Genomic DNA, 19,986 nt, shown 5'->3' with positions numbered 1-19,986 from the left:
GGCCATGGCGATGATGGTCAAGGATCCGGGCACCCGGATCGATATCGAATTTGACTGGGCGGCCGCCTATCCCGACGGCCAGGCGGTGATGACGAGCGAATGGGCGGTCGCACCCGAGGCGCCGGACGGCGTGGCGCTGGCGGGCGCGGCGCACGACCTGGTGCGGGCCACCGCGACGCTGGCCGGCGGTGTTGCCGGGCGGGTCTATCGCGTGAGCAACCGGGTGACGATGAGCGACGGCCAGATCGATGAGCGGTCGTTGACCGTGCGGGTGGAGGAGCGGTGATGACGATGAGTCTGGAACCGGGCGAAGCGCCGGTAACGCTTGACGAGGCACGCGGCTGGCTGCGGCTGGGGGCGAGCATCGACGATGCGGTGGTCGCGGGGCTGATCCGCGCCGCGGCGAATATTTGCGAGAGCTTTGTCGGCCAGTGGCTGATGATCCGGAGCGCCGAGGATGCGGTGCCGATTAGGTCGGGCGAGATCCGGCTTGCGGTGCGGCCGGTGATCGGGGTCGACGATGTCACGCTGCTGTCGGGCGCGGGCGATGAAAGCGTGGTGGCGGATGGTGACTGGCGGCTGCGGATTGCGTCCGACGGGCGCGGTTGGGTGTCGATCGATGAAGCCGGCGCGTCGGTCCAGGTCCGCGTGCGTTATCGCGCCGGCATGGCGGCCGACGCGAATGGCATCCCCGAAGCGATCCGCCACGGCATCCTGCGCATGATGCAGCATCTGCACGATGCGCGCGACGGCGGCGGCGGTGCGGGCGGTACGCCGCCGGCGATGATCGCGGCGCTGTGGCAACCGTGGCGGCGGATCGGGCTGGCGCGATGAGCGGCGCGGAACAGGCGGTGCGGACGCGGATGCTGGCGCTGCTGAGCGCCGACGGCGAATTGGCGGGGCTGGTGCACGGCATATTCGACGGCGTGCCGCCCCGCGCGAGCGCACCCTATGTTTCGGTGGGTGCGGCGGAGGGCGTCGATTGGGGGACGAAGGATCGCGCCGGACGCGAGGTGCGGTTGACGGTGGCGCTGGCCGGCGCCGGCGGCGTGCCGGACGATCGCGCGGCGGCGCGGATCGACGCGGCGGCGGCGATGCTGCGCGGCGAGGCCGGCGGCTGGAGCATCGTCGCGGCGCGGGTGATGCGGACGCGGTTCGCTTTCGCGCGCGATGGCGGCTGGCGGCACGAGGCGGTGGTGCGGTGCCGGTGTCTGGCGGGATAGGGTGTGGGGCGGGTTCGGCCGGTAGCGGGCATTACCCTTATCGTCACCCCGGACTTGATCCGGGGTCCCGCTGGACGTTGAAACCTGCGTTGCCCTCAAAAAAGCGGGATCCCGGGTCAAGCCCGGGATGACGAGGGAAAGGGCGAAAGCGGTCGATCGTTGCCGGGATGACGGCTATCGGAACGTCCGCTCCCCACCCCAAAACGGACATCGGATCCGGGAGGCGGCGAGCGGTGTGATGGGGTGACGAAACGGCGGGGGTCTAGTCGCTGGGGCGCGAGTTGTTTTCCGAATAATCCTTGAACTTGTCGACGAAGTTCGCGTGATAATCCTCGACCTGCATGTCGGCATTTTCGGCGGCGTCGGCTTCCGAATCGCCGCCCGAGCGGTTGAGCGCGATCACCGCGGTGCGGAAGGCGGCGCGTTCGGTTTCGCAGACCGACTTGATGGATATTTCATATTCGGCGGCGCCGACCTTGTCGTCGAGCGCCTTCTTCATGCTGGTGTTGAGGCATTTGGTGAAAGCGACGCGCGACGTGTCGACCGCAGCGGTCGGTGCGGGCGCCATGGCGGCCAAAAGCAATGTCGTGAACAGCATCCTGCGACTCCCCGTTTGCAGTGATTTTTCTGATGAGGAGATTAAACCATGGCAATCGAAAATGGGAGCGCTTTTCTGCTCAAGATCGGCGACGGCGCGGCGCCGCCCGCCTATGCCACCGTCGCCGGGTTGCGCACGACGCAATTGTCGGTGAACGGCGAGGCGGTGAACGTCACGACCAAGGATTCAGGCGGCTGGCGCGAGCTGTTGTCAGGGGCCGGAGTGCGATCGGTGTCGGTCAGCGCGGCGGGCATTTTCACCGGGTCGGATGCCGAAGTGCGGCTGCGCGGTCACGCGCTGTCGGGGATGGTCGACGATTATCAGCTGAGCTTTGAAAGCGGCGAGCGGATGCAGGGACGGTTCCTGGTCACGCGGCTCGACTATGCCGGCGATTATAACGGCGAGCGCAATTATACGCTGAGCCTGGAATCGAGCGGCCCGGTGGTGAGCCTGTGAGCGGCGCGAACATGTTGCGCGGCGAGGCCGAACTGGCAGTGGGCGGAGCGGTGCATGTGCTGCGCCCGAGCTTTGCCGCGCTGGTCGCCGCCGAAAGCGAGCTGGGGCCGCTGTTCGCGCTGGTCGAGCGCGCGGCCGACGGGCGGCTGGCGCTCGGCGAGCTGGCTTCGCTGTTCTGGCATTGTGTCAGGGACCGGCCGGCGGCGCTGACGCGCGAGGCGGTCGGCGAGGCGGTCGTGGCGCAGGGGCTGGCGGCGGTGACCCCGGCGCTGCGCGTGCTGCTGGGGCAGATCTTGCAGGGGCGGTGAGGTGGACGGGCCTTTTGGCGCCGCGGCGCTGGCGCTCGCGGGCATGATGGCGCGCGTCGCGGGGTGGCGGCCGGAGGAGTTCTGGGCGGCGACGCCCGCCGATGTGGCGGCGGCGCTGGCGGGATGGCGCGAGGATGATGCAGCGGCGGGCGTGGACCGCGCGGCGCTGGCGGCGATGATGGAGGCATGTCCCGATGGATGAGATCGACGAAATGGTGGTCGCAGTGCGCGCCGACACCGGCGCCTTTCGCCGCGATATCGCGGCGATGCGCGGCGAGCTGGACGGGCCGCTGGTCGCGGGCGCCGAACATGCCGGGCGGGCGATCGAGGGCGCGCTGTCGCGCGCGATCCGCACCGGCAAGCTGGGGTTCGAGGATCTGAAGCGGCTGATATTGTCGGTGATGGCCGACGTCGCGCGCGTCGCGATTTCGAACGGGCTCGGTGCCGCGATGGGCGGCGGCGGGTCGGGCGGCGGCGGCGGGCTGCTGTCGCTGGGGACGAGCGTGGCGATGGCGCTGTTCGGGGCGCCGGGGCGCGCGACGGGCGGACCGGTGAGCGCGGGGCGCGCCTATCGCGTCGGCGAGCGCGGGCCCGAGCTGTTCGTGCCGACCGCAAGCGGGCGGATCGAGGCGGCGGGGGCGGGCGGCGTGCGCCATATCGCGATCACGGTGAATGTGCAGGGGCAGGCGGGGAGTGAACCGCAGCGGCTGGCGCAGACCGGGCGGCAGCTGGCGCGCGCGGTGCGGCGGGCGGTGGCGATGGGAGAGGATTGATGGGCTGGGCCCTGTTGGCGGCCGCCGAGCCGCATCATCGCAAAGGGTGGCTGAAGCGGTTCGATCCGCGTTTCTGGACGGTCGATTTTGCGCGGCCGATGATGGCGAGCGTGACGAGCGATGCGCCGCGGGCGCTGCGCGTCGAGGCGGTTTTCTATCGCAAGCAGGATCTGGCCGGGCTGATCTGGGAGAGCGAAGACCGCTGGGATCATCCGCTGCTTGCCTATGAGACGAAGCGCGATTTCCGGCACACGCAACTGAAATTTCGCTGGCGGTCGGGCGGGGTCAAGCCGCTCGACGCGCTGCACGGGCCGACGCTGACGATCGAGGGGCGCGATGCGGCGGGCAGCCCACGCGCCTGGTATGTACGGCTGTGGAATTATGCGGCGGGGACGGCCGAGGATGCGGTCGTCAGCCTCGATTTCGACGCGCTCGACGGCGGGTTCCTGTTGCCGGGCGAGGCGGCCCGGGTGTGGGCGGGCGATATCGACCGGATGTTCGTTTCGCTGGTGCCGCCGGCCTATGACGGCGGCGAGGGCGTGCTGGCGGCGCCGGTCGAAGGCTGGGCCGAGATGAGCGAGATCGTGTCGAGCGGGTCGGGGTCGGTGCTGGCGATCGGCGATGTGGTGATGCCCGAGCATGGGCTGGGCATCGCGGGCGGTTATGACGACAGCTATCACCTGACCCCGGCGCGGCTGGTGCGGCAGATCGTTGGGCTCGGCTATCGCGGCGACGTCGTCCATTATGTCGGGATGAGCCATTATATGCGGCTCGAGGCATCGGGCGGCGGCTTTTATGCGAGCCTCGCGGGGGGCGTGCTCAACGCGCCGTGCGCGGCGTGGCATGCGGGCTTTGCGGGCGCGTGCCGGGCGGCGGGGCTGGGGGTGATCTGGTCGCTGTCGTATGAATATTTCGACGCCTATTGCTGGGGCGACTGGAAGCAGCGGACGGCGGATGGCGACCCGGCGCTGACCGGGTGGGAACCGCCGTCGACCCTGTTGTCGCCCGCCAATGCCGCGGCGATGGGATATTTGCAGCTGGTCGCGCGGGCGTTTGTCGCGATCGGGGCGGCGGCGGGACTGCCGCTGAAGTTCCAGGTCGGCGAGCCCTGGTGGTGGATCGCAAGCGAAGGCCGCATCTGCGCCTATGACGCGGCGACGACGGCGGCGCTGGGCGGAGCGAGCGTGGCGATTGCCGATATAGGCGGGACGCTCGATGCCGGGCAGCTGGCGATGCTCGATGCGTTGGGGGACTTGCTCGCGACATCGACCGGGGCGCTGGTCGCGGCGGCGCGCGACGAGGCGGGGGCGGCGGGGCTGGTCAGCCATTTGCTCGTCTTCCTGCCGACGGTGCTCGATACCGCGGCGCCCGAGGTGCGGCGCGCGAATGTGCCGGCGGGCTGGGCGGCGCCGGCGTTCGATGTGCTGCAGCTCGAGGATTATGACTGGGTGACCGGCGGGCGCGGGGCGGAAACCGCGGGAGCGCGGGGGGTGATGGCGGCTCGGCTCGGCTATCCGATTGCGGAACAGCATTATTTTTCGGGATTCGTGCTGCTGGCCGAACAGCGCGCGCAGTGGGCGGCGATCGCCGATGCCGCGGATAGCGCGCGGCGCGCGGGGGTGGCGCGGACTTTCGTCTGGGCGCTGCCGCAGGTCGCGCGCGACGGTTTCGTGACATTCGACGGGGAGGGCGAGATGCAGGCTTATGACGCGGTGGATTTCCCGCTGGCGATCGGGCGCGAGGCGCTGGTCGTGACCGAATTTTCGACGCAGATCATCAGCTCGCCGTCGGGGCACGAGCAGCGCGCGAGCGAATGGGCCGAGGCGCGGATGCGCTACGACGCGGGGCCGGGGATCCGGTCCGAAAGCGACGTGCGCGCGCTGAGCGATTTCTTTCGCGCCCGGCGCGGGGCGGCGCGGGCGTTTCGGTTTCGCGATCCGTTCGATTGCAGCTCGGCGGACGGCGGCGGCGTGCCGTCGGCGATCGACCAGTGGCTGGGGGTGGGCGACGGCAGCCGGCGGCAGTTCGCGCTGGTCAAATATTATGGCAGCGGCGACGCGGTGCAGGCGCGCGCGATCCGGCTGGCGGTGAACGGCAGCGTGCGGGTATCGGTGGGCGGGGTCGAGACGGCGGCGTTCGCGATGACCGAAGCGGGCGAGGTGCTGCTCGACGCGGCGCCGGCCGCCGGGGCCGCGGTGCGCGCGGGATTTCTGTTCGACGTGCCGGTGCGCTTTGCCGAGGACCGGCTGGAGGCGAGCCGCGCGACCTTCCTTGCGGGCGAGATAGCGAGCGTGCCGCTGGTCGAGGTGCGGGCGCCATGGTGATGCCCGAACCGTTAAGCGCCGCGCCCGCCTGGCTGCGCGAGGAGTTGGTGACGATGGCGTGGTGCTGGCGGCTGGCGCGGCGCGATGGCGTTGTCATCGGGCTGACTTCGCATGATCGCGATCTGGTGGTCGGGGGGCTCGTCTATCGCGCCGCGCCCGGGATGAAGCCGTCGGCGATCGAGACGAGCGACGGCCTCGATGCCGCGACGATGGATCTGGAGGGCGCGATTTCGAGCGAGGCGATCGCGATGGACGATCTCGACGCCGGGCGCTGGGACGGCGCCGAACTGGAATTGTTCGTGACCGACTGGAGCGCGGCGGACACGGCGCCGGTGACCGTCGCGCGCGGATCGCTGGGGGCGATCGAGCGGCGCGGTGCGGCCTTTGCGGCCGAGTTGCAGGGCGTCACGCGCGCGCTCGATCGCCCGGCGTGCCCCGCGACGTCGCCGGGGTGCCGCGCGATCCTGGGCGACCGGGCGTGCCGTATCGACCTGGCACCGCTGACGCACAGGCGGCGCGTCGTCGCGGTCGCAGGGCGGGCGGTCACGCTGGACGCCCCGGTAGCGGGGGCGGTAGCGGGAGCGATGATATTCGGCGACCTGCTGTGGATCGAGGGCGCGAATTGCGGGCTGGAAAGCCCGGTGATCAGTGCCGAGGGCGCGGTGCTGCATCTCGCCGAGGCGCCGCCGCTGACCGCGGTGCTGCCGGTGCGGGTGCGGCTGACCGAAGGGTGCGACAAGCAGCTTTCGACCTGCCGGTCCCGTTTTGCCAATTCGGTTAATTTTCGTGGTGAGGCACACCTGCCCGGTAATGACCTGCTGACGCGCTACCCCGGTGGATGACATCGCGGCGCGCGCATTCGCGGCGGCGCGGGGGATGGTCGGGGTGCGGTTTCTGCCGCAGGGATGCGATCCGCGCACCGGGCTCGATTGCGTCGGGCTGGTGTGGGCGGCCTATGCCGCGGCGGGGCGCGTGCTGGAACGGCCGGGCGGCTATCCGTTGCGCGGCTGGGCGCGGGCGCGGGTCGAGGCGGGGCTGGCCGCTGCCGGATTTGAGCGGGTTGCCGATGCGGCGCGCGCGGGGGACGTGGCACTGATCGCGTTCGATGCGGGGCAGTTCCACCTGGGGCTGATAGGGGCGGATCGGCTTTTGCATGCGCATGCCGGGCTGCGGCGCGTGGTCGAGACGCCGATCAATGGGATTGGGCAGGAAATGGGGCGGTGGCGATTGGTCTCGTCATGCTGAACTTGTTTCAGCATCCATGCCCGGACCTCAAGCGGGACCCCGGATCAAGTCCGGGGTGACGAAAAAAGAGCGCTCACAATCGGTTGTTCGCGGCCGAATACGGCGGGCCGGCGATCCAAATTCCATTTCGGGAGCATAGCGATGGCGACTTTGGTGCTGACGGTGGTCGGCGGGCTCGTCGGCGGGCCGGTGGGGGCGGCGATCGGCGCGTCGCTGGGCCAGCAGGTCGACGCTGCGATCTTCAAGCCCAAGGGGCGCGAGGGGCCGCGGCTGGCCGACCTGAAGGTGCAGGCGTCGACCTATGGTCAGCAGATCCCTTCATTGTTCGGGACCATGCGCGTTGCGGGAAGTGTCATCTGGGCGACCGACCTGATCGAGCGGCGGAGCAAGCGCGGCGGCGGCAAGGGGCGGCCGTCGGTGACCGAATATAGCTATGCCGTGTCGCTGGCGGTCGCGCTGTCGTCGCGGCCGATCCGCGCGATCCGGCGGATCTGGGCCGACGGCAATCTGCTGCGCGGGTCGAGCGGGACGTTCCAGGAGCGCTGCACCTTTCGCTGGTATGACGGAAGCGAGGACCAGGCGGCCGATCCGCTGATCGCATCGGCGGTCGGGATGGCGTCGGCCAGTGCGTTTCGAGGGCTTTCCTATGTGGTCTTCGAGGAGCTGGAACTGGCAAACTTCGGCAATCGCATCCCGTCGCTGACCTTCGAGGTCGAGGCCGATGCGGGTCCGGTTGACGCGGGGACGATCGGCGATGTGCTGCTGGGCGAAGCGGGACGCTGCTACGGACGGCGGGTCTTTGCGGGTTATGCCGCCTCGGGCGACCGGAAACGCGACGCGCTGGCGCCGCTGTTCGAGGTCGATGCGGTACGGCTGGTGAGCGATCCCGGCGGCTGGCACCTCGCGCCGGCCGGGACCGGGCGGGCGCCGGTCGCGCTGGCCGGGTTTCGCGAGATGCGGCGCACCGAAATGGCGGGTGACCGGATCGAGCGGAGCCGTGCGGCGCTGTCGTCGCTGCCGGGCACGATCAGGCTGCGCCATTATGAGCCGGAGCGCGATTATCAGCTGGGACAGCAGGCGAGCGCGGTCGCGGGCGGCGGGGTTCGCGAGGAACGGGTCGACTTGCCCGCGGTGCTCGCCGCCGGTTCGGCGCGTGCGCTGGCGCAGCAGCTTGCGGCAGCGGCCGCGGACGGCCGCGAGACGGTGGTGTGGCAGGCCGATCTTGGCGCGCTGGCGCTGGCGGTCGGCGGAACCGTCATGCTCGCCGACGGAAGCGCGTGGCGGATCGCGAGCCGGACCGTGCGTGCGAACGATGTGCGGCTTGAGCTGCGGCGCCACCAGCCCTTTACGGGCGATATTGCGCCCGCCGACCCGGGCACCCCGGTGAGTCCGCCCGACTGGGCCGACGCGACCGGTATGGTGCGCGTGTTCGACCTGCCCAATCTGCAAAGCCCGGCCGCCACCGCGGCGCAGTTGGCGGTCGTGGCGGCGGGCAGCAACGACGGCTGGCGGGGGGCCGATTGCTGGGTGGTGCCGATGCCCGGGTCCGAACCGGTCCCGGCCGGCACGCTGCGCCCGGCGGCGGCGCTCGGCGCACTGGCGGAGCCGCTGGCGGCGGGAAGCGAGACGATGTTCGACCTGGTCAACGCGGCGGTGGTGACGCTGGTCAATCCGGCGATGACGCTGGAGTCGGCGGACGACGCGCGGCTGCTCGGCGGCGCGAATCGGGCGATGATCGGCAGTGAATTGCTGCAGTTCGGGGTCGCGGAGGCACTGGAGCCGGGGGTCTGGCGGCTGTCGCGATTCCTGCGCGGACGCGCGGCGACCGGCGCGGGTGCGCACGACGCGGGCGAAGCTTTCGCGCTGATCGACGACCCGGCCGTGCTGATGTTGCCCGACGAGCTTGCCCGCGCCGCGGAAAGCGGAAGCGCGATCGTGCAGTGGGCGGCGCGAAACGACACGAGCATCGCGGAGGTCGCCGTGCCCGATGCGGGGCAGGCGCTGCGCCCGCCGGCACCGGTGCACGGACGCGTGCAGCCGGACGGTTCGGGCGGCGTCGATGTCATATGGGTCCGCCGGAGCCGGGTCGATACCGGCTGGCGCGACCATATCGACCTGCCGCTCGGTGAAAGCCGCGAGGCGTGGCGCGCGACGCTGGTTCCCGCGGTGCCGGGCATCGGGCCGTGGGAATGCCCGTCGGCGAGCCTGCATATCGACGCCGCGACGATGGCGGTGCTGCCGCCCGGCTCCGCGATCGCGATTCGTCAGCTGGGTGATTTCGCGGTGTCGGCGCCGCTTATCTTGACGTTGATATAAAAGGAGAAAGCCATGTCCTCGACTCCCAGATTCGGCCTGCCGCTGCTGACCGTCGCGCAGGCGCAAAAGGAGGTCACGCACAATGAGGCGCTGGCTCTGATCGACGCGCTGGTTCAGGCCGCGGTCGAAGCCGGGCCGCAGGCCGACCCACCCGCCGAGGCCGGCGAGGGGCAGTGCTGGCTGGTCGGTGCGGGCGCGACGGGCGGCTGGGCCGGCCAAGCGGACATGCTCGCGATCCGGACCTCTGGAGGCTGGCGTTTCGTCGCCGCCCGCGCCGGGATGCGCGTGGTGCGGCTGGCCGACGGGGCCTGGCTCCGCTTCGACGGCGAAGGCTGGATCGCCCCGGCAGAAATTGCGGGGCCGTCGGGCGGGTCGACAATCGACTCCGAAGCGCGTAGCGTGCTGGCAGCGCTGATCACGCTCCTTGCGGCGCATGGTCTTCTGATTTCAGGCTGAATTTGCTTCTGCTCGCGTTGAAAGTGCGACTTTTTGGCAACAGAATGATGATTTGTTCGCTTGCACGGAACCAAAGGCGCGAGTAGGACGTCTGGCGAGACGTATATCTCAATTGAAAGGGGAATTACTATGAGGAAGCTTGCCGTCGCTATGGCGTTGGCCTCCACTGCCCTGGCGTCGCCTGCTCTGGCGCGCGACGACTCCTGGTACGTGGGTGTTGGTGGTGGTGTGATGATCGTCGAGGACATGGACCTCGACATCGGCGCCACCAAAAATGCTGGCACGCTCGATCACCGCACCGGTTACGACTTCGAAGGTACGGTCGGTTACGATTTCGGCGGATTCCGCGCGGAAGTCGAAGTCGGCTACAAAGAAGCCGATATCAAGGGTGGTACCTTCGGTGCTCCGGGAATTCCGAGCCAGGTCGCTGGCGGTGGTTCGTTCACCGGCAGCACGCCGCTGAACGGCGATTCGAACGCCCTGAGCTTCATGGTCAATGGCATGCTCGACTTCGGCGACGATGACGGCATCCAGGGCTTTGTCGGCGGTGGTGCCGGTGTTGCTCGCGTTTCGGTCGAGCCGGTCTTCGCCGGTCCGTTCATCGACGATTCGGACACGGGCTTTGCCTGGCAGGCGATCGCCGGCGTTCGTGCGCCGCTGACCCGCAACATCGACGTGGGCCTGAAGTATCGTTTCTTCAACGTCAACGGCGTCGACCTGGTCGACCAGGTTGGCCGCGACGTTTCGACGCGCTTCCGTTCGCACTCGCTGCTCGGTACGCTGACGTTCAACTTCGGCGGCGCAGAGCCGGTCGAGCCGGCAGCTCCGCCGCCGCCTCCGCCGCCCCCGCCCCCGCCGCCTCCCCCGCCGCCCCCGCCGCCGCCGCCGGTTTGCGCGCCTGGGCCGTACATCGTGTACTTCGACTGGGATCAGTCGAACATCACGCCGGAAGCGGCTTCGACGCTCGACAACGCGATCAGCGCCTATAACCAGGGCTGCACGGGTACGCAGGTCATGCTCGCCGGTCACGCTGACCGTTCGGGTTCGGCCAAGTACAACGTCGGTCTGTCGGAACGCCGCAACACCGCGGTTCGCAGCTACCTCACCGCTCGCGGTGTCTCGGATGGCTCGATCAGCGCGCAGGCGTTCGGCGAAACCCGTCCGGCCGTTGCGACCGCCGATGGCGTCCGCAACGACCAGAACCGTCGCGTGGAAATCACTTACGGTCCGAACTCGGGCATGTAAGACCGGTTTCCGCTCCCGACAGGGACTGGAAGACAAAGAAGGGCGGTACCGCAAGGTGCCGCCCTTTCTTCATGGCGGCTGCGGATTCGGGTGAAGGCCGGCTGCTTCGGGGGAGGGCGGCGCGGACATTGCCAAATTCGTCGCCCCCGCCTTCGCGGGCACATCGACGGTATAACTCGCTGGAAATAGCGATTTCGGCCCCCATGGCAAACGGCGACAGGCAGCTTCGCGCCTGATTTCCGACGTTTCCTGTTGCGCGCAATCAATCCGAAAGCCGGCATTCGAAAACCCTTTAAGGTCGATGCCGGATGCCCTGGCGCGCGAGTGAAACGGAAAGTCTCGGCCGGATATGGTCAGGATTCACCGCCGAGCGTTGATATCGTGCGCCCTCGGCGGTGCGGCGGTCGATCGTCACTAAATTGCAATGCTGGCGGCGCAACTGGCGCCCTACTTGCGATGGCCGCTGCACGGGGTCGATCAAACTAGATGGGGCAGACGAGATATTCTGGCGGCGGCATGCTGCGCGCCCTCGCTCTGTCACTGGCCTTCTTTCTGCAGGTGCTAGTGGCGGAACCAGCGGGCGCGCGCGGGCAGCAGGATGATTGGGGCGTCACCGCAGGACAACCCCTGGCCGATGCGCTGCGCCAGTTTGGCAAGCGCAACGGATACGACGTTATCGTCGCCGAAGAGCTGATCGCAGGCAAACGGGCAGGCCCGGTCCACAACGCGCGGACGGCGTATGACGCATTGATGCAGATGCTGGAGGGCAGCGGCCTTGTGCCGCGCTTCACCCGCCCCGACGCCATCATCCTTGAATCGGCGGCGCGCCAGGCACCGCCGGACATGTCGCTCGAAGAGATCGACGTGCTGACCTCGGCTTTCCGGGCAAGCAACGACGAATATCGTTGGTATGGCGAAAAGCTGCTCAGGGCGAGCCTCTCGCTCTTGCGCCGGTCCAGCGAGTTGGGGACGCGGCCCTATGATTTTACGCTCTATGTCTGGTTATCGGCCGACGGGCGGATCACTGCTCTCGATGGCTTCGGTGCCGGGAGCAACGACGAGGCGCTGATAATCGCGCGGAAATTGCTCGACGGCATGACCGTCGGCTCGCCCCCGCCTGCGAATATGCCCCAGCCCGTCGGGCTGCGGATCGTCGCGCAATGAACGATATCGCCGGGATCGATGCGGGCGGCAAAGGTCCTGCGCCGGATGAGGGCGGGCACGGGGCGGGAATCGCGCTCTCCGCATCTCTTCATTTGGGGGGCATCCTCCTTTTTTGCTTCGCTTACGCCGGGAATGGCGGGGGCGGATCGCGCGAGGCGCTGAGCGGCGAGCCGATGACGGTCGAGCTTTTGTCGCCTGACTCCGCTGCCGGCCCGTCGCGCGCCGGGGGCGGGGTTCCCGACGTTCGCGATCTGCCGTTCACGCAGGAGCATAGCGATGTGGCGGTCCGGACCAAGGGATCCGGCGAAGCGCCCCGCGCCGGCAACGCGAAATTCGACGCCGAGCTGGCGAGCCTGCTGGCGGACGATCCGCTCGCGGGGACGGGCAAGTCGGCCTATGGCGCGATCTTGCGCAAGCATATCGCGGCACACAGCCGGCGCCGCGGCGATCGCATCGGACGGAACGACGCCGGGCTGGTCATGCTGCGCTTCCGGGTCGCGCGCGACGGGCGCGTCGTCGATGCGCGCGTCCTGCGGTCGCCGAACAGCCTGATCGGCGAAAAGGCGCTGGCCGCGCTGTGGCGGTCCGAACCGCTGCCGCAGGTGCCAGCCGAACTGGCCGTGCCGATCGAGGTCGATGTGCCCATCGACTTCCAGGTCCAGGGGTGAGTGCCGATGCGCCCGTCCGTGCCGGCCCGCTAGCGTCATGGAGACCTTCACCCTCCTCCAGCGTTTCATGCAACTCTATCCCGATTTCCGGGAGCGGCTGCGCCGCCGCCTCGGTTCGGCCGACCTCGCCGATGAGGCATTGAACGAGGTCTATGTCAAACTGCGCACGACCGACAAATCCTATACGGTGCGCGATGCGCCGGCCTATCTGTTCCGTCTGACCCTGAACGCCGCATCCGACCTTCGCAGGTCGGCGAAGCGGCATTCGCTGGCGGACCAGATCGAAGCCGCGTTCGACATCCCCGATCCGGCGCCCTCTATCGCACGCACGGCGGAAGATCGCGAGGCGGTCGGGCAGCTCGAAGCGGCGATTGCCGCGCTGACCGAAAGGCGGCGCATGATATTGATCGCCGTTCGGATTCACGAGCGGTCGTGTCGCGAAATCGCGGTGGAATTGGGCGTGTCGACGCGAACCGTCGAGATGGAGCTGCGCTGCGCGCTCGACCATTGCGCCGAATATCTGAATAAAAACGAACGGGAGGATTTCGCTTATGGCCGGCAAAAACCGTCTCGTCATTGAAGGACTGACCCAAGTTGACGACGCCCGACAATAATGAACTGGGAAGATGGCCCGACCGCGACGCGATGGCGCGTAGCTGGGTCGTGCGCCTGAAATCGGGCGAGGCGACGCAGCGCGACCTCGACATGCTGCTGTCGTGGCGCGCGCAAAACGAGGAGAATGAAGGCGCGTTCCGCCGGGCCGCCCGCCTTTGGGAGCAACTGGGACCGGCACTGGTCGACGGCGCAACCTTGCCGGCGGCCAGCCAGGGCGTTTCGCGCCGCTGGTTCATCGGCGGCGGAGCCGCGATGGCCGCCGCCGCGGCGGTGGCGCTCGTGCCCCTGGCGGCGCCCGTCCCGGCGGGCGCGCGCGAATATCGCACGGGCAAGGGCGAGCGCCGCTACGTCCGGCTCGATCCCGAGGTCAGCGCCGAACTCAACACCGATTCGCGACTGCTGTTCTGGGCCGATGCCGCGGAGCCGCGCGTCGAGCTGTCGCAAGGCGAGGCGCTGATTTCGGCGACCTGCGACCCGGGGCGCGGGCTGATCGCCACGGCAAAGGATGTCGAGGTCCGTGCACAGGTCGCGCGTTTTTCGATGCGGTCGGACGGCGGGCTGATGCGCGTTGCCTGTCTGGAAGGGCAGATCGAGGTGGTGTCGCAGGGCGGCCGCGCGACGGTCGATGCCGGGGCCAGTTTCGACTTCCGGGCGGGCGAGGTCCGGCCGACCCCCCGCGACGTCGCCGAAAGCGGCGCTGCGTGGCAGCGCGACCTGTTTCTGTTCAAGGACCGCCCGGCGGGCGAAGTGATTGCCGAACTCAACCGCTATCGCCCGGGGCGCGTCTATCTGCTGGGCAGCCGCAACGACGTCCGGATCAGCGGTGTCATCCACCTCGAACGCGCGGATTTTGCGGTCGACCATATCGCAAAGTCGCTCGGCATGAAGGTCATCCGGCTTCCGGGAGGCATTGCGATCCTGCGAAATTAGGGTCCTGACCCATCGCCGACCCGAAAAAAGATTTCGCATTTCCCGGCCCCCGGACGTCATCGGAGCGAGGGGAATGAAATGAGTGCGTCTCTTGCCATGAAACCGCCGGAAACGCCCGACGCCGGGCTTCCCACGCTGTCGCGCCGGCTGGCGCAGGTCCGGACGCGCAAGGACGCGTTCGACCTGCTGGCCTGCTTTCTGCAGGCGCAGGGCCTCCCCGATCTGATCCTGACCTTCATTCCGCCGGGCGACCTTGCCAACCAGACGGTGCAATGGTCGACGCTGGACGGCGAAACGGCCGACCGCGTGCGCAGCATCGGCTTCGACGGGCGCGACCCGGTCCGGCGCTTTGCACGGCGCGCGATCGAACCCTTTATGTGGACCTCGGACGAATGGCCCGGAGAGAAGTCGGCTTTCGCCAGAGATGTCATGGCAAACCTGCGCAGGGCCGGGGTCGAAGGCGGCGTGAGCGTCGCCGTATGGGGTCGCGGCGGGCGCGTGGCGATCGCCGACGCGATCGCTGCTCCGCCGGTATTGCGGACCCTGCCGCCGTCCTTTCTCGATCTCTTCTTTGTCGCGACCGTGTTGACAGCGCGCACGATCGAACGGCTTTCGCTCGTTCGCGGCCGCACGCCGCTGTCCCGCCGCGAAATCGAGATTCTCGAACTCGCCGCGCAAGGGCTGACGAACAGCGCCGTCGCCGAGCAGCTCGAGATCGTCGAAGAGACCGTCAAATTCCATTTCCGGGGAATCCGGGAAAAACTGGGCACCCGGAGCAGGGCGGACGCCATCGCGTTTTTCGCGATCCTCGATGCGTCGTGGGACGGATCGTTTCGGGAAGGCGCCAGGGTGCGGTCGTCGCAAGCCGGTTGAAGAATATAATATAACTAAAATATAAAAATAATACTCCTCATAATATCTGCCTGGGTCAATATTGATCCGGGCATTTTGTCGTACGCTATTTATAAAAATCTACCTGAAAAGGTTAGTATTACTAGTGTCATAGTGAAACCTTAGCGGAGCGACCACCGGTAGCGAATCGGGATGACCGATTCGACTTTACGAGGGGCGTTGCAAGGCGATGGTTCGAATAAAAAGATTGAGAGCGGGGCGTACTCTGCACCCGCTGCAGGGTTGCATGGCCGCGATAGGCGGTCTTGCCCTCTGTGCGGCGAATCCGGTCGCGGCGCAGGACGAGGCCGCCGCCGATGCAGCGGCGCCAGCGGGCGATCCCGAGTTCCGCTTCGACGTCATGGAATATGTCGTGCGCGGCAATTCGGTGCTGACGGCCGCGGACATCCAGACGGTGCTGATGCCGCACGCGGGTTATGGCAAGAGCGTGCCCGATGTCGAGGTCGCGCGCGGCGAGCTCGAAAAGATCTATCGCGACCGCGGCTATGCGACGGTGGTCGTCGAAATTCCGCAGCAGGATGTCAGTTCGGGCATCCTCGAACTGGTCGTCACCGAAGGCAAGGTAGGCCGTGTCCGCGTGACCGGCGCCGACTTCGTGCTGCCGAGCGAGGTTCGCGGCGCGCTGCCGAGCCTGAAGCCCGGCACCGTTCCCAATGTCCCGGCGCTCCAGCAGGAACTGTCGTCGGCGAACGCGCGCACGACGCGCACGATCACCCCCGAGTTCAAGGCGGGCGCGGCGCCGGGCACCGTCGATATCGAACTGGCGGTCGAGGACAAAAAACCGTGGGGCGCCTCGATCGAAGTGAGCGACCAATATAACCGCTCGACCGAACGCTTGCGTCTCAACCTATCGGCGAACTACGATAATCTCTGGCAGGCCGGCCACAGCGCGAATATCTTTTTCCAGACCGCGCCGCAGGATTTCGACCAGGTCCAGGTCGTGTCGGGCTCCTATTACGCGCCGCTCGGCTACGGCCGGTCGAGCCTGCTCGGCTATATCGTCAATTCGAACACCGACGTCGCGACCGTCGGCGGGCTGACCGTGCTCGGCAACGGCCTGACGGTCGGCGGGCGCTTCATGCGGACGCTCGGCAATTCGCCGCAGGGCACCGTGCAGTCGCTGCTGTTCGGCGTCGATTACAAGGATTATCTCGACCAGATCGGCCTCGTCGATCCCGAAACGGGCGAGACGCTGACCTTCGACACGCCGGTCACCTATCTGCCGTTCACCGCGCAATATCGCTGGCTTGGCGGCAACACGCAATCGAACGGCGAGTTCAGTATCGGCGCGACCTTCGCCTTCGATGGCCTCGTCGGCCGCCAGCGCGAATTCGGCTATATTCCCGACAATCCGCTGACCCCGAACGTCAACGAGGAATCGGTCGGCAAGCGCGCCGGCGCCGAAGCGAGCTTCATCTATTTCTATGGCAGCGGCGTCTATAATCGCCAGCTCAAGAATGATTTCGATCTGCGCGCGGCGCTCGACTGGCAGCTCGCGCCCGCGCCGCTGATTTCGAACGAGCAGTTCGTGCTCGGCGGGGTCGGCAGCATCCGTGGCTACCGCGAAGCCGAAGCGCTGGGCGACAGCGGTGCCCGTCTTTCGCTCGAGCTCGGGTACAAGATTCCGATCAGCACCGACGGCAAGGTCGACTGGCGCGTCGCGGCCTTTGTGGAAGGCGGTTACGCCTGGATCGAAAGTCCGCTTCCCGAAGAAAAATCATCCTTCTGGCTCGGCAGCGCCGGCCTGACGACCAAGTTCGACCTCTACAAGACTTTCTACGGTCAACTCGACCTCGCTTATCAATTTCGATCGGATCCGACGAAGTCGGGACAGCCTGTCCAGGACGACCTGGGCGGCCTGCGCGCGCACTTCAAAGTCGGCCTGAAATACTGAGGACATTATCATGAAGAAACTGATTATCGGTGCGGTCGCGGCGGCGATCGGCATGCTTGCCCTGCCGGGAGCGGCGTCGGCCCAAACGAACGAAGCGGCGTGGCTCGACGACAATCTGTCGGTACGCAAGGAGATCGTGGTGAAGCCGGGCGCCGATGGCGCGGGCCTCGATGCCAAGACCGCGACCTTTCCCTTCGTGCTGCGCCTCTCGACCCAGACCTTCGCGTTTGACGATGTAAAGCCCGACGGTTCCGATCTTCGCGTCGCCGGGCCAAAGGGCGAACGCGTCGATCATTATGTCGAGAGTTTCGACCCGAAGGCGGGGCTCGCGACGGTGTGGGTGAAGGGCGTCGGCCTCGATCCTGCGTCGAGCCAGACCTATCATCTCTATTACGACGGCGACGTCGCCTCGACCGCCAATCCGGCAGGGGTCTTCGACGCGTCGGAAATCCTCGCGCTCGACTTCACGGGCTCGCCGATGAAGGACCGCACGCGCAACAACAACAGCATCTCGACCGTCCCGACCTCGGCGGGTTTCGCCGGCCAGTCGGCGACCTTCAGCGGCAAGGAAGCGCTGCGCATTGCGGGTTCGAGCAGCCTGAACATCGGCGGCCGCCCGTTCACCTTCATGGCGTGGGTGAAACCGGGTGGCGCAGGGGGTGGCAGCCTCGTCGATCGCGCCGGTTCCTTCTCGATCGCGCTTGCCGGACTGACCCCGGTCGCAACCGTCGGCGGCGCCCAGATTCCCTCGACCGCCGCGTTAAAAGCCGGCGCCTGGAACCATGTCGCGCTCGTTGTGCGCAGCGACGGCCGCGCCGAGCTGTTCATCAATGGCACTCCGGCGGGGGCCGGCAGCGCTGCGCTTCCCGCGCAGCAGGGCGACATCGTCGTCGGCGAGGGTTTCGCCGGCCAGATCGACAATCTGCGTCTCGCCGCCGCCGATCGCAGCGCGGGTTATGTGCAGGCGGTTGCCCGGTCCGACAATGGCCGCGGTCTCGTCACCTTCGGCGCCGAACAGGAACGCACCGGCCATTTCGAGGTCGGCTATTTCGTGACGGTGGTGAAGAGCGTCACGATCGAGGGCTGGCTGGTCATCGCGCTGTGCGGCATCCTGCTCGTGCTGGCGATCCGCGTCATGGTTCAGAAGTTCCGCATGCTGAAGCGGATCGAAACCGAGAATGGCGAATTTGAAAAGGCTTATGCCGCCGAAGGGCAGATCGAAGGCGCGGCGCTTGGCCAGTTTGCGGTCAAGAACCCCAGTTCGACGCTGTCGCAGCTCTACCAGGCGGGCTTGCAGGAAATCGCCAACCGGTCGCGGGCCGGACGCGCACGTTTTACCGGCCCGGCGATCGAGGCGCTGAAGGCGCGGATCGATGCCGTGTCCTCGAACCAGGCGTACAGCCTCTCCGACAAGCTCGTCATCCTGACGCTGTCGATTGCGGGCGGACCGTTCCTCGGGCTGCTCGGCACGGTGGTCGGTGTGATGATCACCTTCGCGGCGATTGCGGCGCAGGGGAATGTCAACGTCAACGCGATCGCACCGGGCGTCGCCGCGGCGCTGCTCGCGACCGCGGCGGGTCTCGCCGTCGCGATCCCGGCGCTGTTCGGATACAATCTGATCGTCACCCGGATCAAGCGCATCAACGCCGCCAATCGCTCGTTCGCCGACGCTCTCGTCGCGCGGATTGCCGAAGAATATGGCGCTTAAGGAGCCGGGCTCATGGCCAAAGTTCAAGACGAAGATGCCATTTACGACGAGATCAACGTCGTTCCGATGCTCGACCTTGCCTATGTGCTGATCGTCATCTTCATCCTGATGGCGACCGCGCAAGTGGCCGGTATCGAACTCGACCTGCCACAGGCGTCGAACCGCCAGACGCTGGAAGCCTCGCAGACGCAGGCGATCAGCGTCGCATCGACCGGCGACCTCTATCTCAATGGCGCGCCGACGACGGCGGCCGAGCTGGAGGCCGAGATGCGTCAGCGCTTCGCCGAGGACCCCGAGGTTCCGGTGGTGATCCGTGGCGACACGCAGGCGGCGTACGGCAAGGTGGTCGAAGTGCTCGACGTGCTGAAGGGCGTCGGCATCACCAAGATCGGCCTGCCCGCCGAAAAGCCTGCGGGCTGAGCGGGGAAACGGACCGGCCATGACCGCTTTGCCTTTCCTCCGAAAGAAGCCCGACATGCGACGGGTTGCCGGACCGGCCGCGCTGATCCTGGCGCTGCTGCTGGCCGCCTGGTGGCTCGCGGGCCTCGACAAGGTCGAGGAGCGCGTGCGCGACGAAGAGGTCGAGATGTTCGACCTCGCCGTCCCGCCGCCGCCGCCGCCGCCGCCGCCCGAACTCACCGAACAGCCGCCGGAGGAGGTCGAGAAGGTCGCCGAAACCGCGCAGGCGGTGCAGCCTGACCCGCTCTCGCCGCCGCAACCGGCGAACACCAACCCGCCGGCCGGCGACCTGTCGAGCCTGCTGCAGGATCCGACCAGCGACAGCGGCGCCTTTTCGGGCGGTCCGCGCGGGCAGGGCGGGACCGGCAGCGGTGCGATGATCGGCGGCACCGGCAAGGGCGGCAGCGGCGCGTCGCGCGCCTATGCCGAACTCGTCCAGCGTGCGCTGATGCGGCAACTGCGCAAGCGGCCGAACCTCGCGCAGGCGAGTTTCCAGTTTCGCGTCCGGGTTCGCGTCTCGGGATCAGGGCAACTTGAAATCCTGGGTCTGTCGGGCGTCCGTCCGGCCGATCTTGAGGCCGAATTGCTGCAGACGCTGCGCGGCCTGAACCGGATCGACACGCCGCCACCTGCGGGCGTGCCCAATCAGATCACTCTCCAACTCAACCAGGCGTGAAACCCATGACCAAGGA

The 19,986-nt window shown here is 67.7% G+C and carries 23 protein-coding genes; 22 read left to right on the top strand and 1 reads right to left on the bottom strand.

Translation table 11 applies throughout. The annotated features are described in order from the left end of the window. The first annotated feature begins 4 nt into the window (after positions 1 to 4). From FHR22_RS19980 to gp17, 3 genes are read left to right on the top strand one after another with little or no spacing between them, the layout of a single operon-like run. Positions 5 to 286: a phage fiber-tail adaptor protein gene (locus tag FHR22_RS19980; RefSeq protein ID WP_166945551.1), complete on the top strand. Its 282-nt coding sequence runs from the start codon at positions 5 to 7 to the stop codon at positions 284 to 286. Next, positions 286 to 834, top strand: coding sequence for a head-tail connector protein (locus FHR22_RS19975; protein WP_166945549.1), 549 nt, complete (start codon positions 286 to 288; stop codon positions 832 to 834). Before FHR22_RS19980 ends, FHR22_RS19975 begins: the two co-directional genes overlap by 1 nt. Continuing rightward, on the top strand, positions 831 to 1,223 hold the full coding sequence (gene gp17, locus FHR22_RS19970; RefSeq protein WP_166945547.1) for a tail completion protein gp17: 393 nt from the start codon (positions 831 to 833) through the stop codon (positions 1,221 to 1,223). The genes FHR22_RS19975 and gp17 overlap by 4 nt, the downstream gene beginning before the upstream one ends. Positions 1,224 to 1,485: 262 nt before the next feature. Here gp17 and FHR22_RS19965 read toward each other — a convergent pair whose 3' ends face one another. After that, positions 1,486 to 1,821 carry a hypothetical protein gene (locus FHR22_RS19965; protein WP_166945545.1) on the bottom strand — a complete coding sequence of 112 codons (336 nt, stop codon included), beginning with the start codon at positions 1,819 to 1,821 and terminating at the stop codon, positions 1,486 to 1,488. A 48-nt stretch (positions 1,822 to 1,869) separates the two neighbouring features. Here FHR22_RS19965 and FHR22_RS19960 point away from each other — a divergent pair, with 48 nt between their 5' ends. From FHR22_RS19960 to FHR22_RS19870, 19 genes are all read left to right on the top strand, one after another. After that, entirely contained in the window at positions 1,870 to 2,277 is a 408-nt protein-coding gene (locus tag FHR22_RS19960) for a phage major tail protein, TP901-1 family (RefSeq protein WP_166945543.1), read from the top strand. Positions 2,278 to 2,288: 11 nt separating this feature from the next. Beyond that, the gene (locus FHR22_RS19955; protein ID WP_166945778.1) at positions 2,289 to 2,585 is read left to right on the top strand and encodes a gene transfer agent family protein; all 297 of its coding nucleotides are present in this window, start codon (positions 2,289 to 2,291) and stop codon (positions 2,583 to 2,585) included. Between the two features lies 1 nt (position 2,586). Beyond that, a complete protein-coding gene (locus tag FHR22_RS19950) occupies positions 2,587 to 2,787 on the top strand; it encodes a phage tail assembly chaperone (RefSeq protein ID WP_425057480.1) in 201 nt (66 codons plus the stop codon). Next, complete coding sequence (locus tag FHR22_RS19945) at positions 2,780 to 3,358, top strand: tail tape measure protein (protein ID WP_166945541.1); 579 nt, start codon at positions 2,780 to 2,782, stop codon at positions 3,356 to 3,358. The genes FHR22_RS19950 and FHR22_RS19945 overlap by 8 nt, the downstream gene beginning before the upstream one ends. Then, positions 3,358 to 5,682, top strand: coding sequence for a DUF2460 domain-containing protein (locus FHR22_RS19940; protein WP_166945539.1), 2,325 nt, complete (start codon positions 3,358 to 3,360; stop codon positions 5,680 to 5,682). Before FHR22_RS19945 ends, FHR22_RS19940 begins: the two co-directional genes overlap by 1 nt. Then, the gene (locus FHR22_RS19935; RefSeq protein WP_166945537.1) at positions 5,676 to 6,524 is read left to right on the top strand and encodes a DUF2163 domain-containing protein; all 849 of its coding nucleotides are present in this window, start codon (positions 5,676 to 5,678) and stop codon (positions 6,522 to 6,524) included. Before FHR22_RS19940 ends, FHR22_RS19935 begins: the two co-directional genes overlap by 7 nt. After that, a complete protein-coding gene (locus tag FHR22_RS19930) occupies positions 6,517 to 6,927 on the top strand; it encodes an NlpC/P60 family protein (protein ID WP_341787021.1) in 411 nt (136 codons plus the stop codon). Before FHR22_RS19935 ends, FHR22_RS19930 begins: the two co-directional genes overlap by 8 nt. A 141-nt stretch (positions 6,928 to 7,068) precedes the next feature. Then, positions 7,069 to 9,243 carry a phage tail protein gene (locus FHR22_RS19925; protein ID WP_166945535.1) on the top strand — a complete coding sequence of 725 codons (2,175 nt, stop codon included), beginning with the start codon at positions 7,069 to 7,071 and terminating at the stop codon, positions 9,241 to 9,243. A gap of 12 nt (positions 9,244 to 9,255) precedes the next feature. After that, the gene (locus FHR22_RS19920; protein WP_166945533.1) at positions 9,256 to 9,699 is read left to right on the top strand and encodes a DUF2793 domain-containing protein; all 444 of its coding nucleotides are present in this window, start codon (positions 9,256 to 9,258) and stop codon (positions 9,697 to 9,699) included. Positions 9,700 to 9,828: 129 nt separating this feature from the next. Beyond that, positions 9,829 to 10,944, top strand: a complete 1,116-nt coding sequence (locus FHR22_RS19915) for an OmpA family protein (RefSeq protein ID WP_166945531.1) — start codon at positions 9,829 to 9,831, stop codon at positions 10,942 to 10,944. Positions 10,945 to 11,460: 516 nt separating this feature from the next. After that, positions 11,461 to 12,108 carry an STN domain-containing protein gene (locus FHR22_RS19910; protein ID WP_166945529.1) on the top strand — a complete coding sequence of 216 codons (648 nt, stop codon included), beginning with the start codon at positions 11,461 to 11,463 and terminating at the stop codon, positions 12,106 to 12,108. Next, the gene (locus tag FHR22_RS19905; protein ID WP_166945527.1) at positions 12,105 to 12,776 is read left to right on the top strand and encodes an energy transducer TonB family protein; all 672 of its coding nucleotides are present in this window, start codon (positions 12,105 to 12,107) and stop codon (positions 12,774 to 12,776) included. The genes FHR22_RS19910 and FHR22_RS19905 overlap by 4 nt, the downstream gene beginning before the upstream one ends. Before the next feature lie 37 nt (positions 12,777 to 12,813). Then, positions 12,814 to 13,356 (top strand): RNA polymerase sigma factor, encoded by a 543-nt coding sequence (locus FHR22_RS19900; protein ID WP_166945525.1) that lies wholly within the window; start codon positions 12,814 to 12,816, stop codon positions 13,354 to 13,356. Between the two features lie 14 nt (positions 13,357 to 13,370). After that, positions 13,371 to 14,321 (top strand): FecR family protein, encoded by a 951-nt coding sequence (locus FHR22_RS19895; protein WP_166945523.1) that lies wholly within the window; start codon positions 13,371 to 13,373, stop codon positions 14,319 to 14,321. Positions 14,322 to 14,399: 78 nt separating this feature from the next. Next, a complete protein-coding gene (locus FHR22_RS19890) occupies positions 14,400 to 15,194 on the top strand; it encodes a helix-turn-helix transcriptional regulator (protein ID WP_166945521.1) in 795 nt (264 codons plus the stop codon). A 265-nt stretch (positions 15,195 to 15,459) separates the two neighbouring features. Continuing rightward, positions 15,460 to 17,127: a ShlB/FhaC/HecB family hemolysin secretion/activation protein gene (locus FHR22_RS19885; protein ID WP_166945519.1), complete on the top strand. Its 1,668-nt coding sequence runs from the start codon at positions 15,460 to 15,462 to the stop codon at positions 17,125 to 17,127. 10 nt (positions 17,128 to 17,137) lie between these two features. Then, positions 17,138 to 18,835 (top strand): DUF2341 domain-containing protein, encoded by a 1,698-nt coding sequence (locus FHR22_RS19880; RefSeq protein WP_166945517.1) that lies wholly within the window; start codon positions 17,138 to 17,140, stop codon positions 18,833 to 18,835. Positions 18,836 to 18,847: 12 nt separating this feature from the next. Then, positions 18,848 to 19,255 carry an ExbD/TolR family protein gene (locus FHR22_RS19875; RefSeq protein WP_166945515.1) on the top strand — a complete coding sequence of 136 codons (408 nt, stop codon included), beginning with the start codon at positions 18,848 to 18,850 and terminating at the stop codon, positions 19,253 to 19,255. A gap of 55 nt (positions 19,256 to 19,310) precedes the next feature. Further along, complete coding sequence (locus FHR22_RS19870) at positions 19,311 to 19,970, top strand: hypothetical protein (protein WP_166945513.1); 660 nt, start codon at positions 19,311 to 19,313, stop codon at positions 19,968 to 19,970. Positions 19,971 to 19,986: the final 16 nt, after the last annotated feature.

The sequence above is a fragment of the Sphingopyxis panaciterrae genome, assembly GCF_011762125.1.
Taxonomy (GTDB): domain Bacteria; phylum Pseudomonadota; class Alphaproteobacteria; order Sphingomonadales; family Sphingomonadaceae; genus Sphingopyxis; species Sphingopyxis panaciterrae.
This window is presented reverse-complemented; position numbering and strand designations above follow the sequence as displayed.

Coding starts and splice junctions, on each gene's coding strand:
- FHR22_RS19915 (WP_166945531.1), top strand. CDS start 9,829: ATGAGGAAGCTTGCCGTCGCTATGGCGTTGGCCTCCACTGCCCTGGCG.
- FHR22_RS19900 (WP_166945525.1), top strand. CDS start 12,814: ATGGAGACCTTCACCCTCCTCCAGCGTTTCATGCAACTCTATCCCGAT.
- FHR22_RS19880 (WP_166945517.1), top strand. CDS start 17,138: ATGAAGAAACTGATTATCGGTGCGGTCGCGGCGGCGATCGGCATGCTT.
- FHR22_RS19920 (WP_166945533.1), top strand. CDS start 9,256: ATGTCCTCGACTCCCAGATTCGGCCTGCCGCTGCTGACCGTCGCGCAG.
- FHR22_RS19955 (WP_166945778.1), top strand. CDS start 2,289: ATGTTGCGCGGCGAGGCCGAACTGGCAGTGGGCGGAGCGGTGCATGTG.
- FHR22_RS19975 (WP_166945549.1), top strand. CDS start 286: ATGACGATGAGTCTGGAACCGGGCGAAGCGCCGGTAACGCTTGACGAG.
- FHR22_RS19945 (WP_166945541.1), top strand. CDS start 2,780: ATGGATGAGATCGACGAAATGGTGGTCGCAGTGCGCGCCGACACCGGC.
- FHR22_RS19980 (WP_166945551.1), top strand. CDS start 5: ATGGCGATGATGGTCAAGGATCCGGGCACCCGGATCGATATCGAATTT.
- FHR22_RS19940 (WP_166945539.1), top strand. CDS start 3,358: ATGGGCTGGGCCCTGTTGGCGGCCGCCGAGCCGCATCATCGCAAAGGG.
- FHR22_RS19905 (WP_166945527.1), top strand. CDS start 12,105: ATGAACGATATCGCCGGGATCGATGCGGGCGGCAAAGGTCCTGCGCCG.
- FHR22_RS19870 (WP_166945513.1), top strand. CDS start 19,311: ATGCGACGGGTTGCCGGACCGGCCGCGCTGATCCTGGCGCTGCTGCTG.
- gp17 (WP_166945547.1), top strand. CDS start 831: ATGAGCGGCGCGGAACAGGCGGTGCGGACGCGGATGCTGGCGCTGCTG.
- FHR22_RS19875 (WP_166945515.1), top strand. CDS start 18,848: ATGGCCAAAGTTCAAGACGAAGATGCCATTTACGACGAGATCAACGTC.
- FHR22_RS19960 (WP_166945543.1), top strand. CDS start 1,870: ATGGCAATCGAAAATGGGAGCGCTTTTCTGCTCAAGATCGGCGACGGC.
- FHR22_RS19890 (WP_166945521.1), top strand. CDS start 14,400: ATGAGTGCGTCTCTTGCCATGAAACCGCCGGAAACGCCCGACGCCGGG.
- FHR22_RS19935 (WP_166945537.1), top strand. CDS start 5,676: ATGGTGATGCCCGAACCGTTAAGCGCCGCGCCCGCCTGGCTGCGCGAG.
- FHR22_RS19910 (WP_166945529.1), top strand. CDS start 11,461: ATGCTGCGCGCCCTCGCTCTGTCACTGGCCTTCTTTCTGCAGGTGCTA.
- FHR22_RS19925 (WP_166945535.1), top strand. CDS start 7,069: ATGGCGACTTTGGTGCTGACGGTGGTCGGCGGGCTCGTCGGCGGGCCG.
- FHR22_RS19965 (WP_166945545.1), bottom strand. CDS start 1,821: ATGCTGTTCACGACATTGCTTTTGGCCGCCATGGCGCCCGCACCGACC.
- FHR22_RS19885 (WP_166945519.1), top strand. CDS start 15,460: ATGGCCGCGATAGGCGGTCTTGCCCTCTGTGCGGCGAATCCGGTCGCG.